This is a genomic window from Micromonospora sp. NPDC047467 (genome assembly GCF_040643095.1).
Classification (GTDB): domain Bacteria; phylum Actinomycetota; class Actinomycetes; order Mycobacteriales; family Micromonosporaceae; genus Micromonospora.
The window spans coordinates 70,978-86,576 of sequence record NZ_JBEYTO010000006.1; the positions used below are offsets into that span (position 1 = coordinate 70,978).

13 protein-coding genes and 1 pseudogene are annotated in these 15,599 nt (G+C 73.4%); 8 read left to right on the plus strand and 6 right to left on the minus strand.

Annotation, left to right across the window (positions count from 1 at the left end):
• Window positions 1-90 precede the first annotated feature (90 nt).
• A complete protein-coding gene (locus ABZ780_RS18015) occupies window positions 91-411 on the plus strand; it encodes a WhiB family transcriptional regulator (RefSeq protein WP_030328078.1) in 321 nt (106 codons plus the stop codon).
• Between the two features lie 6 nt (window positions 412-417).
• Here ABZ780_RS18015 and ABZ780_RS18020 read toward each other — a convergent pair whose 3' ends face one another.
• The 3 genes and pseudogenes from ABZ780_RS18020 to ABZ780_RS18030 form a co-directional block, all read right to left on the minus strand.
• Complete coding sequence (locus ABZ780_RS18020) at window positions 418-1,569, minus strand: ArsA-related P-loop ATPase (RefSeq protein ID WP_357009746.1); 1,152 nt, start codon at window positions 1,567-1,569, stop codon at window positions 418-420.
• Window positions 1,570-1,623: 54 nt separating this feature from the next.
• Complete coding sequence (locus ABZ780_RS18025; protein WP_357009749.1) at window positions 1,624-2,601, minus strand: ArsA-related P-loop ATPase; 978 nt, start codon at window positions 2,599-2,601, stop codon at window positions 1,624-1,626.
• A 26-nt stretch (window positions 2,602-2,627) separates the two neighbouring features.
• Window positions 2,628-3,245, minus strand: a pseudogene (locus tag ABZ780_RS18030) (hypothetical protein); the annotation flags it as partial.
• 636 nt (window positions 3,246-3,881) lie between these two features.
• On the opposite strand from ABZ780_RS18030, the gene ABZ780_RS18035 reads away from it, so the two are divergent.
• From ABZ780_RS18035 to ABZ780_RS18065, 7 genes are all read left to right on the plus strand, one after another.
• Entirely contained in the window at window positions 3,882-4,364 is a 483-nt protein-coding gene (locus ABZ780_RS18035; protein ID WP_357009752.1) for a hypothetical protein, read from the plus strand.
• Window positions 4,365-4,408: 44 nt separating this feature from the next.
• Entirely contained in the window at window positions 4,409-4,564 is a 156-nt protein-coding gene (locus ABZ780_RS18040) for a DUF4177 domain-containing protein (RefSeq protein ID WP_007466198.1), read from the plus strand.
• A gap of 55 nt (window positions 4,565-4,619) precedes the next feature.
• The gene (locus ABZ780_RS18045) at window positions 4,620-5,081 is read left to right on the plus strand and encodes a RidA family protein (RefSeq protein ID WP_357009754.1); all 462 of its coding nucleotides are present in this window, start codon (window positions 4,620-4,622) and stop codon (window positions 5,079-5,081) included.
• Between the two features lie 123 nt (window positions 5,082-5,204).
• Window positions 5,205-6,041: an MBL fold metallo-hydrolase gene (locus tag ABZ780_RS18050; RefSeq protein WP_357486702.1), complete on the plus strand. Its 837-nt coding sequence runs from the start codon at window positions 5,205-5,207 to the stop codon at window positions 6,039-6,041.
• Complete coding sequence (locus ABZ780_RS18055; RefSeq protein ID WP_357486703.1) at window positions 6,038-9,661, plus strand: adenylate/guanylate cyclase domain-containing protein; 3,624 nt, start codon at window positions 6,038-6,040, stop codon at window positions 9,659-9,661. The genes ABZ780_RS18050 and ABZ780_RS18055 overlap by 4 nt, the downstream gene beginning before the upstream one ends.
• A 116-nt stretch (window positions 9,662-9,777) precedes the next feature.
• Window positions 9,778-10,302: a hypothetical protein gene (locus ABZ780_RS18060; RefSeq protein ID WP_357486705.1), complete on the plus strand. Its 525-nt coding sequence runs from the start codon at window positions 9,778-9,780 to the stop codon at window positions 10,300-10,302.
• Between the two features lie 30 nt (window positions 10,303-10,332).
• Window positions 10,333-11,832, plus strand: coding sequence for a protein kinase (locus tag ABZ780_RS18065; RefSeq protein WP_357486706.1), 1,500 nt, complete (start codon window positions 10,333-10,335; stop codon window positions 11,830-11,832).
• Here ABZ780_RS18065 and ABZ780_RS18070 read toward each other — a convergent pair.
• The 3 genes from ABZ780_RS18070 to ABZ780_RS18080 all read right to left on the minus strand — a co-directional run bounded on the left by ABZ780_RS18070 (window position 11,819) and on the right by ABZ780_RS18080 (window position 15,540).
• On the minus strand, window positions 11,819-12,157 hold the full coding sequence (locus ABZ780_RS18070) for a hypothetical protein (protein ID WP_357009767.1): 339 nt from the start codon (window positions 12,155-12,157) through the stop codon (window positions 11,819-11,821). The genes ABZ780_RS18065 and ABZ780_RS18070 overlap by 14 nt on opposite strands.
• 165 nt (window positions 12,158-12,322) lie before the next feature.
• Window positions 12,323-13,486 carry an acyl-CoA dehydrogenase gene (locus ABZ780_RS18075; protein ID WP_357009769.1) on the minus strand — a complete coding sequence of 388 codons (1,164 nt, stop codon included), beginning with the start codon at window positions 13,484-13,486 and terminating at the stop codon, window positions 12,323-12,325.
• On the minus strand, window positions 13,483-15,540 hold the full coding sequence (locus tag ABZ780_RS18080; protein ID WP_357486708.1) for a biotin carboxylase N-terminal domain-containing protein: 2,058 nt from the start codon (window positions 15,538-15,540) through the stop codon (window positions 13,483-13,485). The genes ABZ780_RS18075 and ABZ780_RS18080 overlap by 4 nt, the downstream gene beginning before the upstream one ends.
• Window positions 15,541-15,599 lie beyond the last annotated feature (59 nt).

Here is a 15,599-nt window from a genome sequence, read left to right on the forward strand (position 1 = left end):
GCCTTGGGGAAGGCAGGCCGAACGATCGGGGGGAATTGCCGGCTGCCGTGCAACGAGGTCGGTAGGTACTGCAAGGGGGGACGTGTACACATGGGCATGATCACTGACTGGCCGTCGCTGGCGGCGTGTCAGAACGGGGACCCGGACGCGTTGTTCGTACAGGGCGCCGAACAGAATGTGGCGAAGCGGATCTGCCGGAGTTGCCCAGTTCGGTACGAGTGCCTGGCCGACGCGCTGGACAACCGGATCGAGTTCGGTGTGTGGGGCGGCATGACCGAACGCGAACGCCGAGCGTTGCTGCGTCGTCACCCGCAGGTGACGAGCTGGCGCAAGATGTTCGAGGCGGCGATGAAGAAGAACAGCAAGGACAAGGCCGGCAAGGACAAAATCCTCGTCAGCGCGGCCAACTGACGCCCGTCACGGCCGGCTGATCGCCGCGCCGATCGTCCGTAGCCCGTCGACGTCGTGCACGTCGGCGGGCTGCGCCGTCACCGACACCGCCGGCACGCCCGGGAACGCCTCGGTGAACCGCGCGGCGACCTGCTGCTCGCGTACCGCCTGACGAGCCAGCGCGGCGTGCGCGCGAAGCACCTCGGCGGTGGCCTCGTGCCCACCCAGCTCGGTCAGCCGCTCCGCGGCGGCCCGGCTCTGCTCCGCGTCCAACTCCGGAACCGCCGGTCGGTGCACCCGGTTGAGCACCAGGCCGGCCAGCGGCATCTTCTCGTCCCGCAGCCGACCGGCGAAGTACGCGGCCTCCCGGACCGCGTCCGGCTCCGGTGCCGCGACCAGCACGAAGGCCGTCTCCCGTGCCTGGAGGATGCGGTACGTCTGCTCGGCCCGCTGCCGGAAGCCCCCGAACATCGAGTCCAGTGCGGCCACGAAGCCGGACAGGTCGGTGAGCAGTTGCGCGCCGAGAACCTTCTGCACCACCTTCGAGAACATCCCGAAGGAGGCCGTGACCAGGCTGAACATGCTCCGCCCACCGCTGCGCGCCGGTGCCAGCAGCAGTCGCAGCATCCGGCCGTCGAGGAAGCGGGAGAGCCGTGCCGGCGCGTCCAGGAAATCCAACGCCGAGCGGGACGGCGGAGTGTCCACCACGATCAGGTCCCACTCGCCCCGGGCGTGCAGCTGGCCCAGCTTCTCCATCGCCATGTATTCCTGTGTGCCGGCGAACGTCGAGCTCATGGCCTGGTAGAACGGGTTCGCGAAGATCTCCGCGGCCCTGGTCGGATCGGTGTGTTGCAGCACCACGTCGTCGAAGGTGCGCTTCATGTCCAGCATCATGGCGTGCAGCTCACCGCCGCTGGCCTCGACGTCGATCCCCTTGACCTGACGGGGTGTGTTGTCCAGCTCGGTCAGGCCCAGCGACTGGGCCAGCCGGCGGGCCGGGTCGATGGTGAGCACCACCGTCCGCCGCCCGTGGTGCTCGGCGGCCCGCAGCGCCAGCGCCGCGGCCGTGGTCGTCTTTCCCACCCCGCCGGCACCGCAGCACACGATGATCCGCACGCCCGGGTCGGCGAGGATCTGGTCGACGTCCAGCTGCGGCGCCGCGTCTTCGGAAGGCACCAATCGAGCGTATCGGGCCGGCTGGTTCCGTGCGCCTGTGCCGACATCAGGTGTGAGTCAATCGGCCCGCACGAGGGCCCGTGCCAGGGTGGTGAGTCCGGCCCGGTCGACCCCCTCGGGCAACAGCGGCAACTCGACCATCGGCAGCCCCAGCTCCACCAGTTCGGCCCGCAGCGAATCCTCCAGCTCGCGCCGGATGACCTGGTCACGTGCCTCGCCGTGCAGGCCGGCGACGATCTCCCGGTCGGCCGGCAGCCCGGCGGCGACCAGCCCACGCCTCAGCTCCGCCGGGCTGACCGCCTGGCCGGCAGGCAGCGGCGGGCGGGTGGCGTTGACGATCACCTTGCCGACCCCGAAGCCGAGGGAGGTCAGGTCGGCGATGGCGTCCACCGTCTCCTGCACCGGCATCTCCTCCAGCAGCGTGACCACGTGCACCGCGGTGATCGGGGAGCGCAGCAGCGCGGAGACCCCCTCGCTCTGGGTCTTGATCGGGCCGACCTTGGCCAGCCGGGCCGTCTCAGCCGTGACGTTGAGGAAGCGACCGATCCGCCCGGTCGGCGGTGCGTCAAGCACCACCGCGTCGTACACGCGTCGCTGCCCCGACGTGCGGGTGGTGGCCTCCTTCACCTTGCCGGTGAGCAGCACGTCCCGCAGACCCGGGGCGATCGTGGTGGCGAAGTCGATGGCGCCGAGCTTGCGCAGGGCCCGTCCCGCCGCACCCAGCTTGTAGAACATGTCGAGGTATTCGAGCAGGGCCTCCTCGGCGTCCACCGCGAGCGCCCGCACCTCACCGCCGCCCGGGGCGTCGGTGAGGTGCCGCTCCTCGTACGGCAGCGGGTCGATGCCGAAGAGTTGGGCGATGCCCTGCCGCCCCTCGACCTCCACCAGCAGGGTGCGCCGGCCGCCGGCGGCCAGCGCCATGGCAAGCGCCGCCGCCACGCTGGTCTTGCCGGTGCCACCCTTGCCGGTCACGACGTGGAGGCGGGCCGACCATCCGGTACCGGCCGGGTCGGACGGCCGCTCAGCTGCTCGCACCCGTCGAGCCTATCCAGGGTCGCGGGTCACGCGACCTCGCAGACCCACCAACCCGTCTTCTGCACCACCGTGAAGCGCAGGTCCTGGTCGGCCACCTTCTCGTCGGCGGTGGTCATGGTGACGCGGGTGGAGACCGTCGCCCGGTCCCCGGTCTGGTTGTCGACCTTGGGGGTGGTCCACTTGAAGCGCGGGTTCTGGTACTCGGCCGCGTACTTCTGCACCTCAGCCACCTTCGCGGCGATCTTGTCGTCGTCGCGGGAGGCGGCACAGACGTGGCTGGCCGCCTTGTCGGCGTTGCGATCCTTGTAGACCGCGGTGAGGAACTCGTCGACGGCGACCGCCGGCTCCTTGGCGCCCTCACCGGACTCGGCGTTGCGCAGGGTCAGGAACGCCACCACGCCGCCACCCACGCAGAGCACCATGATCACGACGAGCGCGATGGCCGCGATCAGCAGGCCACGCTTCTTCTTCGGCTCGGCGGTGCCCTGGTACGGCGGGTAGCCGGGCGGGGCTGGCGGGATCGCACCCGGCTCGGAGGTGGCCGGAGCCGGGGTCGTGCCGGCCCCGAGTGCCTGGGCCGCCGGGTCGCTCGCCGGAGCCCCGGAGTATGGGTCGCCGGCCGGAACTCCGGAGTATGGGTCGCTCGCCGGAGCCCCGGGGTGCGGGTGCGGGGCGTCGCCGGGTGCGCCGGGCTGGGTGGGAGGACCCGCCTGCGCGGGGAGCGTGGGCGGGGTGGGCTGGGCCGGAAGAGCGAGCGGGCCGGGCTGCGCGGCCGTCCCCGACTGCGCGGCGATGGCCGGCTGACCGGGAACGGCCGGTGCGTCGGGCTGCGGGGGGACGGTGGGATCGCCGGGTTGACCGGCGGGATCCGGGTGGGCCGCCGGGAGGGCGCGCGGGCCGGTCTGGTCGCCGCTGGGCGGTTGGGTCATCTCGTTCCCCCGAGGGTGCGATGCCCGGCCGCCATCCCGGGCGCCGAGCGTGATCGAGCGGGCGGCCGGGCGCTGCTCGCGACCGTCCGACGGGAAGGGTAGCGGTCGATCGCCCGGTTGGTATGGCCCATATCGCGCCGCGCGGGTCACGGATCCGGTCGACGGGACTGCCGCTTCGGACACCGCTGGCTCCCCGCATGCGATCTGTCGCATATGTGACTTTAGGGCGTTGATGTGCGCGTCCTGTTGGCGGGACTGCCCCCGCAGACCTACCTTCGTCCCGGTGCGGGGGCCGGACGCTGGATGGCCCGGCCGGAGGCGTGACCCGAGAGGTTCGACCGGAGGAAGTGCATGCGCGACGCGGACAACATCCCTCGCACCCAGTTTCCGACAAACGACCGGCTGCGCCGGCCCGGGTCGGTGGGCGAGGCAGCCGGTGGGTCGCTCGGCAACCTGCCGATCAACGAGCGGTCGTACCGCCGGGTTCCGGAGCCGCCGGAGGTGGTCCGCGAGCCGAGTCGATCCGTCGAGCGGCGGGACGACGACGAGCCGGGCTTCGTCATCCACCTGCCGATCCGAGTCCCCGACCTGGCGGCGGCGACCGCGCTGGCCGGTCGGGTCGCGGTGTCCCTGGGGTTCCTGCCGGAGCTGGACGCCGGCGAGACCACCGTGTCGGACGCCGACGACCAGAACAACCGGTACCGGGTCTTCTGCGACCTGCTGCTGCCCGACCGGTCGCGCTGCCCCCAGGGGTACGGACACGAGGGGCCCTGTGGGGAGCTGCCAGCCACGCCGGAGCAGCGTCCCGCGCCTCGCTCGGCAAGCGGACCGTAGGCTGTGCCTCGACGAAGTCCGTACCGAGAGGGAGCCTTCCAGCGATGCAGAAGTGGGAATACTCCACGGTCCCGCTGCTGGTCCACGCGACCAAGCAGATCCTCGACAACTGGGGTGAGGACGGGTGGGAGCTCGTCGCCGTGGTCCCCGGCCCGAACCCGGACCAGCTGGTGGCGTACCTGAAGCGGCCCAAGGCGTGAGCGTGAGGAGTGCAGCGCAGCGGAGCCCCGCAGTCGCGAGCAAAGGGGTGACGGCATGAGCAACGGTCCGCACGCGAAGCTCGCCGAGCTGGGCCTCGAACTGCCCGAGGTGGTGCCGCCGGTGGCCAGCTACGTGCCGGCCGTGCAGTCCGGGCAGCACGTGTACGTCTCCGGCCAGCTGCCGATCGCCGACGGCAAGCTGCTGGCGACCGGCAAGGTCGGTGCCGGGGTCTCGGCCGAGCAGGCAAAGGACCTGGCCCAGCGATGCGCGCTCAACGCGCTGGCCGCGATCGACTCGCTGGTCGGCCTGGAGAACGTGGTCAAGGTGGTCAAGGTGACCGGTTTCGTGGCCTCCGCGCCCGGCTTCACCGGCCAGCCCGGCGTGATCAACGGCGCCTCTGACCTCTTCGGCACCGTCTTCGGCGAGGCCGGCCGCCACGCCCGCAGCGCCGTAGGGGTGGCTGAGCTCCCCCTCGACGCCCCGGTAGAGGTCGAACTGATCGTCGAGGTCGCCTGACACGACCCCAGCACCCCGCGATCTTGCACTTTGCGCCCGGATCAAAGCCCTGAACAGGGACGAATCAGGGGCCGAAAGCGCAAGATCGCGGGGGGTGGCGGGCGGGGTCGTACGATCGCAGCCATGAGTGGTCACGTGACGGCGCCGGCGGCGACACTCGCCGCTGAGCTGCCAGGCTGGGTGACGCTGCTGCGTGCGCCGAATCCAGGCCCGATGACCCTCGACGGCACCAACACCTGGGTGCTGCGCGCGGCCCCGGGCGAGCCGGCAGTGGTGATCGACCCCGGGCCGGCCGACGAGGGGCACCTGGCGGCGATCGCCGCGCACGGGCCGATCGGGCTCGTGCTGATCACCCACGGCCACCCGGACCACACCGACGGCTCGGCCCGGCTCAGCGAACTGCTCGGTGGGGCACACGTCCTGGCCGCCGACCCGAGGCACACCATCGGTGGTGAGCCCCTCACCGAGCCGGCCGAGCACCTCGGCGGCTTCGGCCTCGACATTCGCCTGCTGAGCACCCCCGGGCACACCGCCGACTCGATCTGTTTCCTGGTGGAGCACGCCGACGAGCGGGTGGTGCTCACCGGCGACACCATCCTCGGCCGGGGCACCACCGTGGTGGCGCACCCGGACGGGCACCTCGGCGACTACCTGGGCAGCCTGGAGTTGCTGTCGACGTACCAGGGAATCACGGCGCTGCCCGGGCACGGCCCGGCGCTGGCCGACTGCGGCGCCGCGGCCGACTTCTACCTCGCCCACCGGCGTGCCCGGCTCGACCAGGTCCGGGCGGCGGTCGCCGCCGGCGCCCGCACGCCCGACGACGTGGTCGCCGTGGTCTACGCGGACGTGGACCGCTCGCTCTGGTGGGCAGCCGGTTGGTCGGTCCGCGCCCAACTGGAGTACCTGGGTGTCGACACCGGGGAATCCGCACCCGGGGTCAGTGGGTTGGAGCACATGTGACCTGCCCCGTGTGCGGAACCGTCGCCGTGCCCGGCGCGCGGTTCTGCCACAACTGCGGTGCCGCGCTGCCGGCCGCCGCCACGTTGCCGGCGGCCGAGCGCCGGGTGGTCACCGTGCTCTTCGGCGACCTGTCCGAATTCACCTCCTGGTCGGAGGATCTCGACCCGGAACGCGTCGGAGCGGTCACCGACCGGGTGCTCGCCTCCCTCGCGGGAGCGGTGAAGACCTTCGGCGGGCACGTCGACAAGCTGACCGGCGACGGGATCATGGCGGTCTTCGGGGCTCCGGTGGCGCACGAGGACGACGCCGAGCGGGCCGTCCGGGCCGCACTGTCCATGCAGCGGGCCGTCCGCCGGGTGCTCGACGACGAGCGGGGTGGCGGCGCGCCGCTCGGGCTGCGGGTCGGGCTGAACACCGGCGACGTCATCGCGGGCATCCAGGCCGCCATCGAGTACACGGTCATCGGCGACACGGTGAACACCGCCGCCCGACTGGCCGACGCCGCCGCGGTCGGCGCCGTCTACGCCGGTGGTCGCACCGCCGCCGCCACCCGGCACGTCGCCTCCTGGCGGGCGCTGCGCCCGCTGCGGCTCAAGGGCAAGCGTGAGCCGGTCGAGGCGTACGAGCTGCTGGGTCTGCTGGACGCGCCGGGCACCCGGTCGGGTCTCGGCGACGAGGCGCCCTACGTGGGCCGGGAGACCGAGATCGGCCGGGTCGCCGGCCGGCTCGCCGAGGTGATCGACCAGGGTGACCCTCGGGTGCTGCTGATGACCGCCGAGGCGGGCATCGGCAAGTCCCGGTTCGCCGCCGAGGTCGAGCGCCTCGCCGCCGGATACGACGTGGGCGCCGGCCGGTACGCGGCGCACACCGGTGCCCGGGTGCTCTCGGTGCGCTGCGCCGCCTTCGGTGAGCGACGCCGGCTCGCTCCGCTGGCCGACCTGGTCCGCGCCGCTGTCGGCCTGCCCAGTGACGCGGCCACCGCGTTGACCCGGCCAGCGGTCGAGGAGCGGCTGCGCCGGCTCGGCCAGCGGCTCGCCCGGGCCGGCGCCGAGCAACCGCCGATCGTCACCGACCAACTGCTCGCTCTGCTCGGCTATGCCGAACTCCCCGCGCACGCCGGCACCGACAACGGCGAGTGGGGCAGCACGGGCACGTCGGCCGCCGACGCCGAGGCGGTGCCGAACGCGGTCGCCGACCTGCTCAGCGGGCTCGCCTCGGAGGCGCCGCTGGTGATCGTGGTGGACGACCTGCACGACGCCACCGCCGAGACGATCGGCGCTCTCGGGCTGGCCCTGTCCCGACTCACCGGCCCGGTCCTCGTGCTGCTGCTCGGCCGCCCCGAGCTGGTCCGTACCGCCGGTGCGCTGACCCGCGTCGCGGACGCCGAGGTGCACTCCCTGCCGCCGCTGCGCGGTGCCGACGCGGCCCGGCTGCTCACCAGCTACCTCGGCGGCGGAAAGCTGCCGCCGGCCGACGCCGACCGGCTGCTCGCCACCGCCCAGGGCAACCCGTTCTACCTGGCCGAGCTGGTCACCCTACTTATCGAACGCGGCGCGCTCACGACTGTCGAGCCCGCTCGAGGTGCCCGGCCCGGCCTCGGCGAGCGGGATCAGGGCAACCCGGCGACCTGGCGGCTGGTGCCCGGCTCGCTTGGCAGCCGACTGCTCTCCCGTGACCTCGCGGCCGTGCTCGCCGCCCGGATCGACGCGCTGCCGCCGGGTGCCCGTTCGGTCCTGCGGGACGCCGCCGTGGTCGGTGACACCGTGCCGGACGGCGCCCTGGAGGCGCTGCGCGACCAGCGCGCCGGCCGCGACGGGCGGCCCTCGGCCGTGGTCGCGGTGGAGCTCGACCGGGCCGTGGAGGAGTTGCTGCAACGCCGCATGCTGCACCGCACCCGCACCGGCTACGCGTTCGCCACCCCGCTCATGCGGGAGGCCGCGTACGCGGGGGTGAGCAAGGCGGAGCTGGCTGATCGGCACGCCGCGCTGGCCCGTTGGGCGGCACCGGGCGGCGACGCCGGTGCGCCCACCCCCGGCGGCTTCACCGACGAGGCCCGGGACGACTTCGTCGCGACGCACGTCGAGCGGGCCGCACGGCTCGCCGACGCGGTGAAGCTGCGACCGGACGCCCCGGCCCGCGCCGTGGTCCCGCTCGGGGTCGCCGCGCTCGGCCGGGCCGCCCGCCGGTCGCTGTCCGCCGGTGAGCCGGCGCTCGCCGTGGAGTACGCCGAACGCGCCAACGATCTGGCCCGCGACGGGGTGCCGGCGATCGACCGGGTGGTGCACGCCCGGGCGCTGCTCCAGATCGGTCGGGTCGTCGACGCGCTCGCCTACGCCGAGAAGATCGCCGCGAACGCCGGCGACGAGGCCACCCGGGCCAGCGCCCTGCTGCTCACCGGGCAGGCCCAGCAGACCCTCGGTGACCAGGGCCGAGCGGTGACCGCCTGGCAGGAGGCGTTGCAGGTGGCCACGGACGGCGGGCTGCCCACGCTGCGCGCGTCCGCGATGCGTCGGCTCGGCATGGCCGACTTCGTGGGTGGGCGGTTGGGTCAGGCGAGCAGCCGGTTGGCCGCCGCGTACCAGGTCAGCCTCGGTGCGCAGGACCGCCGCGGGCAGGCCTGGTCGTTGCAGAACCTGGCCTGGGTGACCACCACCCGAGGTGACTTCGCCGGCACCGACGCGGTGCTCGGCCGGGCCGCCCGGCTGTTCGCCGAGCTGAAGGACCCGTACGGGCGGGCCTGGCTGCGGGGCACCACCGCGTTCGCCCGGCTGCTCGCCGGCCGGCTGGGGGAGGCGTGTCGGTTGGCGCAGGCGTTCCTGCCCTTCGGCGAGCGGGTCGGCGAGGCGTGGGCGGTCGGCACCTTGCGCGCGGTCGCGGCGTACGCCACGGCCGAGTTGGGTGAGCTGGCCGAGGCGGACCAGGAGGCACGCCGGGCGTACCGCGAGTTCGCTGCCGCGTCCGACGACTGGGGGCTCGGGTTCGCGCTGGTGGTCCGGGCCGTGGTGGCGCGTGGGCTGGGGGAGCCGGAACACGCGGCCGACCTGCTGACCGATGCCCTGGCGGGCGCGCAGCGCACCTCGCACCCGCTGCTCACCGGCATGGCCGGCACGTTGCGCGGCTTCGTGGCGCTGGACATGGGCGACTGGGAGACCGCCGAGCAGGCGGCGCGCGGGGTGCTCACGGCTGTCGAGCCGCACAACCCGCAGGCGCCGGCGCAGGTCGCGCCGCGGGTCCTGCTGGCCACCGCCCGACTGGCGGCCGGCGACCCGGCGACCGCGGTCGGGCTGCTCGCTCCGGTGGCGACAACCGCCGCGAACGCGCCCTCGCTGCTCTTCTCCCGTCGACAGACGATGGCCCGGTACGCGTCGGCGCTGCTCGCCCACGGTCAGCGGGAGCAGGCGCTGGACTGGGCCCGACGGGCGGTCACCGTGCCCGCCGAGGACGTGCGCAGCCAGGTGATCGCGGCCAGCGTGCTGGCGGAGGCGCTGGCCGCCTGCGGCCGACCGGCGGAGGCGTTGTCCTGCGCGGACGAGGCGGTTCGCCTGGCGTACGCCACCGAGCAGCGCAGTGAACGCGCCGACGCCGACGCCCTGCGAGCCAGGATCGCCGCCCAGACATAGCGTTTCATCGGGTTTTGGCGGTTCTGGGGATGTGGTTTGTCGGGGGGACCGGCTAGCGTGTCACCACCGTGTGCCGGTCCACAGTGGTGACCGTCGCCGTGCCTGGGAGGCCCCTCATGAAGCTGCCGCGTTCCGTCGCGGGCTGGACCATCGCGGTCTTCGGTGTGCTGGCCCTGCTGATGGGCGCGCTCGGGCTGCTCTGGCCGGAGGCTCAGCTGCGGATGCTCGGGTTCGAGACGCCGGAGACGCGGGCTGTCGGTGACTACACCGGCACGTTCCTGCTGGCGTCCTCGATGGCGGCGTTCAACATGGGCGTTTACTACCTGCTCGCCACGGTCACCGAGTGGCGGGCGTTCTACCGCTTCACAGTGGTCTTCCGGTTGGTCACCTTCACCGTGTTCACCATCGCGGTGCTCGCCGACATCGCTCCCGACCGGTTCTTCGGCGTGGCCGCCTGGGAGGGCCTGGGCGCGTTGGCCACCGCGGTTGGCCTGCGCCTGGACGCGCGCCGGGGTGCGCCGGCCGGCACGGACACGCCGGCCGCCGTCGACGCGACCTCGACCGCCGCCGAGGTGGCGCCGGGCGACGCCGGGGAGGCTCCCGGCGCGGCCGGTGCCGCTCCGGCGGACGCGGTGCGCTGAGCCTCCGGTCGGGTTGGGTATTTTCGAGCAGTGACCGACACCCCGACCGGCGGCTTGCGGGTGCCGATCGTGCCCGGCCTGACCGATTTGCGCATTTTTGCCCGAGGCGGATATGCGACGGTCTACCGGGCCACCCAGATCTCGGTGGGGCGTGAGGTCGCCGTCAAGGTAGAGAACCGCACGCTGGACAGCGAGCGGGACCAGGCCCGCTTTCTGCGCGAGGCGCGGGCGGCCGGGCGGATGTCGTCCCACCCGCACGTGGTGGACCTCTTCGATGTCGGGGTCACCGTCGACCAGCACCCCTACCTGATCATGGAACTCTGCGACGGGTCGTACGCCGAGCGGATGCGTACCTCGCCGCTCGGTCCGGTGGAGACCCGCGATCTCGGCATCAAGATCGCTGACGCGTTGGCCCACTCGCACGCGGCCGGGGTGCTGCACCGGGACGTGAAGCCCGCGAACATCCTCTACTCGCATTTCAACTCGGCGGTGCTCGCCGACTTCGGGCTGGCCGTGCTCGCGGAGCACCGCGACCCCTCGGTCACCCTGGAGGTGCTCACCCCGGCGTACGCGCCACCGGAGATGTTCAGCCACAGCCCGCCGTCGCCGGCCGTCGACGTGTACGCGCTCTGCGCCACCCTCTACGCGGTGATGAACGGCCGTCCGCCACGCTGGCAGTCCGAGCGCAACCCCAGCCTGGTCACCGTGCTGGAGATGTTCAACCAGCAGGTCCCGGGCCTGCCCGGCGTGCCGGACGAGTTGATCGAGGTGCTGCGCGCCGGCATGGCCAACGATCCGGCCGAGCGGCCCTCCGCCCTCGAACTGCACGACCTGCTCACCAGCCTGCCGTTCGGCTCGCCGCCGACGCCGGTCAGTGGTGCCCCGATCAGTGGCGCGCCGAGCAGCGGTGGCCCGTACGTCGCCGGCCAGCCGGCACCCCGGCCCCCGGTCGAGGACGCCCATCCGACGGCCCCCGACGCTCGGCGCTGGCGGCGACGCTGGTTCCTCGGCGGCGCAGGGGTGCTCGCGCTCGCCGCCTCAGCGACCGCCGGGGCCTGGGTCGCCAGCACTGGGCCGCCGCCCGGCCCGTCTCCCTGGGTCAGTCAGGTCGGGGCGCCGCCGACCGGGCCACTGCCCGGCTGCTCGGCCGGCGCCGGTGCGCCAACAGCCCTGCCCAGCGGTGCCCGGTGCCTGCCCGAGTTGGAGTGCTTCGGGCCGATGCGGATCCGCGGCAACCGTGCCGAGGCGGTCCGGGTCCCCTGCGACGCCCGGCACACCTGGGAGACGTACGCCGAGGGCATCCTGCCGGTGTCGCTCGTCGGCGCAGCCTACGACGAGGTGGCCTCCGCCGCGCCGGTCCGGCAGGTGTGTGGCACGACGACGTTCCGCGTGACCACCGGCATCAGCGACCCGGTCGGTTGGCACCTGGAGGTGCTGCCGCCGGTGGACGGCAGTGTCGACCGGTCCTACCGGTGCCTGGCCGGGCGGGGCGTCGACGCGCTCACCGGCCCGACCCTCACCGGTCGCTGAGGCTGCCGGGCGTCCCACGCCGGTCACGCACCGCACGCAGGGCGGCCCGGCTGTCCAGGGCGTCGAGAGTGTCGGCGTCGATCCCGTACGGCATCAACTCCGGCGGCCCGGCAGCGATCCGGTCCGTCGGCTCCGGCCCGTCGTCCTGCCGGGCGGCGGACACCGCCACGCCGGTGACCATGGTCAGCAGCACGAAGAGCAGCGCGAGAACCACGCCGAGAAGGTCCTGACGGCGCCACACGACCAACAGGACCAGGAGCGTGAGTGCTCCCAGGGCGGCGACCGCCGCCACCATCCGCGGGTCGGGCCTGACCAGTCGATTCACCCCTCAAGCATGCCGTGACCTGGCCGGCTGTCAACCGGAGAGACGACTCGCCGCGTAAATCGGCCCGGATCGACCGGTTGGTCCGACATGGCCGATCCAGTTCGACACGCATTGGACTCGATTCGTCACCCTGCGTGTTTCCCGGGCGGCTCAACCCCTCCAGCTCTAGTAGGACTTGTCCTGGCCCAGGACGTGCTGGGCCACGAAGTTGAGGATCATCTCGCGGCTGACCGGGGCGATCCGACCCGCCCGGACGGCGCCGAGCAGGGTCGCGATCCCGTACTCGGTGGTCATGCCGGCCCCGCCGAGGGCCTGGACGGCGGTGTCCACGGCGAGCGCGGCGGCCTCCCCGGCGGCGTACTTGGCCATGTTGCCGGAGACGCCCGCCTCCAGGTCGCGGCCGGCGTCGTACAGGGTGGCCGCCTTCTGGATCATCAGGCGGGCCAGCTCCACCTGCACCGCCGCGTGCGCCAGCGGGTGCGCCACGCCCTGGTGGGAGCCGATGGTCCGGCCACCCCAGACCTTGCGGGTGGCGGTGTAGTCGGTGGCCCGCTCGATGGCGTACCGGCCGGTGCCGGCACCCATCGCGGCCACCGTGATCCGCTCCGGGTTGAGCCCGGCGAAGAGTGCCGGCAGGCCGGAGTCCAACGATCCGCCGAGCAGCGCGTCGGCGGGCAGTCGCACGTCGTCCAGGTAGAGCAGGAACTGGTTCTCCGGCGACAGGATCTCCATGTCCAGTTTGGAGCGGGTCAGCCCGGCGGCGTCGGTCGGCACGAGGAACAGCGCCGGCTTCAGCTTGCCGGTGGACGAGTCTTCGGTGCGAGCCACCACCAGGACGTGGTCCGCCTCGTCCACGCCGGAGATGTAGCACTTGCGGCCGGAGAGCAGCCAGTCGTCGCCGTCGCGGCGGGCCACCGTGCCGAGCCGGTGGAAGTTGGAGCCGGCCTCCGGCTCGGTGATCGCGAAGACGATCTTCTGGGAGCCGTCGGCGAGGCCGGGCAGGTGCCGCTTGCGCTGCTCCTCGGTGCCGTGCCGGTTGATCACCGTGGCCGCGATGGCGGGGGACACCACCAGCAGCAGCAGCGGGCAACCGGCCGCCGCCAGCTCCTCGCAGACGATGGCCAGCTCGGTGATGCCGCCGCCCCCGCCGCCGTACTCGGTGGGGATGTTGACGCCCAGGTAGCCGAGTTGGCCCGCCTCGGCCCACAGTTCGGTGGTGTGCTCGCCGGACTTGGCCTTCTCGACGAAGTAGCTGTGGCCGTACCGGCGGCCCAACGCCCGCACGGCGTCGCGCAACTGGTCCTGCTCGGGGGTGAGGTCGAAGGTCATCGGGGGTCCTCCTCGGGGTTCGACGGCGCAGGGTCTGGGGTGGATGCGCCGTCGATGACGGCCAGCACGGCGCCGGTACGCACCTGACCGCCAGCGGGAACCGGCAGTTCGGCGACGACGCCGTCGGTGGGGGCGAGCACGGGGTGTTCCAGCTTCATCGCTTCCAGCGTGAGCAGCAGGTCGCCGGCCGCGACCCGCTGACCGACCTCGACGTGCACCCGGGTCACCGCGCCGGGCAGCGGCGCGAGCAGCGACCCGGCGGCTAGCTCCGCGGTGGGCAGCGGGAAACGCGGCAGCTCGACCAGGCTCGCCGCCCCGTCCGGGCCGTCCACGAAGACCTCCGACCCCACCCGGTGTACGCGCACAGCCCGCCGAACCCCGTCGACGTCCAGGACCACCCGGTCGGGGGTGGCCTCGACCAACTCCACCGTGGGCGGCGCCCCGGCAGCGCGGTCGTCGTCGTCGGCGGGGTCGTCGGTGTCGCGTGCGGCGGACCACTCTGCGAGCCGGCCGGAGCGGTCCAGGCGGTAGCGGACCTCGATCTCGCCGTCCGGACCGCCGAACCGGGCGACCTGCGGGACGGCCGGCACGTTGCGCCAGCCCGACGGCAGCCCGGCGAGCACCTTCGCGTCCGCGCGACGGCCGGCGGCCGACGCCAGCGCTGCGGCCAGCGCGGCCACCGGAAGGCGGTCGGCGGGAAGCAGCGGGGCGAACACCTCCGGGTGCCGGTCCAGGAAGCCGGTGTCGATCTCCACCGCACCGAACTCGGGGCTGCGCAGCACGCGGACCAGCAGATCCCGGTTCGTCGCCACCCCGTGCAGCTCGGCCCGGGCCAGCGCGCCCGCGAGAGCCCGGGCCGCCTCGGCGCGGGTGGGCGCCCAGGCGACCAGCTTCGCCAACATGGAGTCGTAGTGGACGCCGACCACCGAGCCGTCCACGACACCCGAGTCCAGCCGCAGGCCCGCCCGCTGAAGGTCGCCGAACTCGCGGTCCACCCCGGGGACGGCGAAGCGGTGCAGGACTCCGGTGGCCGGGCGGAAACTCTGGGCCGGGTCCTCCGCGCACAGCCGCACCTCGATCGCGCAGCCGTCGGCGGCCGGGTGCTGCGCCAGCTCCGGCAGGGCCGCGCCCTCGGCGACCAGCAGTTGCAGCCGGACCAGGTCCAACCCGCCCACGGCGGTCAGCTCGGTCACCGGGTGCTCCACCTGGAGCCGGGTGTTCATCTCCAGGAAGTAGATCGCCCCGTCGGGCGCCAGCAGGAACTCGACCGTGCCCGCGCCCACGTAGTCGACCGCTCGGCCCGCCGCCACCGCCGCCTCGTGCAGGCGCTCCCGCACGTCCGCCGGGATGACGCCGGGCGCCTCCTCAATGATCTTCTGGTGTCGGCGCTGGATCGAGCACTCCCGCACACCCAGCGCGTTCACCGTGCCGTGGGTGTCGCCGAAGATCTGCACCTCGACGTGCCGGCCACGCTCGACGTACCGCTCGATGAAGACCGTGCCGTCGCCGAACGCCGCAGCCGCCTCGCGGCGCGCGGACGCCACGGCCTCGGCCAACTCCCCGGCTTCCCGGACGATCCGCATGCCCCGGCCGCCGCCACCGGCGGACGCCTTCACCAGCACCGGGAAGTCGGTGACCGCTTCGGTGTCGGTCCAGCTCGGCAGCATCGGCACGCCCGCCTCGGCGAGCAGCGACTTCGCCGCCAGCTTGTCGCCCATCGCCGCGATCACCTTGGCCGGTGGGCCGACCCAGGTCAGCCCGGCGTCGGTCACCGCCGCGGCGAATTCGGCGTTCTCGGCCAGGAACCCGTAGCCCGGGTGGACGGCGTCCGCGCCGCTGCGCCGGGCCGCGTCCAGGATCAGGTCCACCCGCAGGTACGTCTCGGCCGGCGTGTCACCCGGCAGCCGGACCGCCTGGTCGGCTTCCGCGACGAACGGCGCGTCGGAGTCGGCGTCCGAGTGCACGGCGACCGTCTCCACGCCGAGCGCCCGGCAGGTCGCGAAGACCCGGCGGGCGATCTCCCCCCGGTTGGCGACGAGCAATCGGTTGATCATGTTGGCTGAGCCTGCCTCTCGTTCGCCACTGCGGGGTTGCGGTTCGCTGCGTTCCTCGT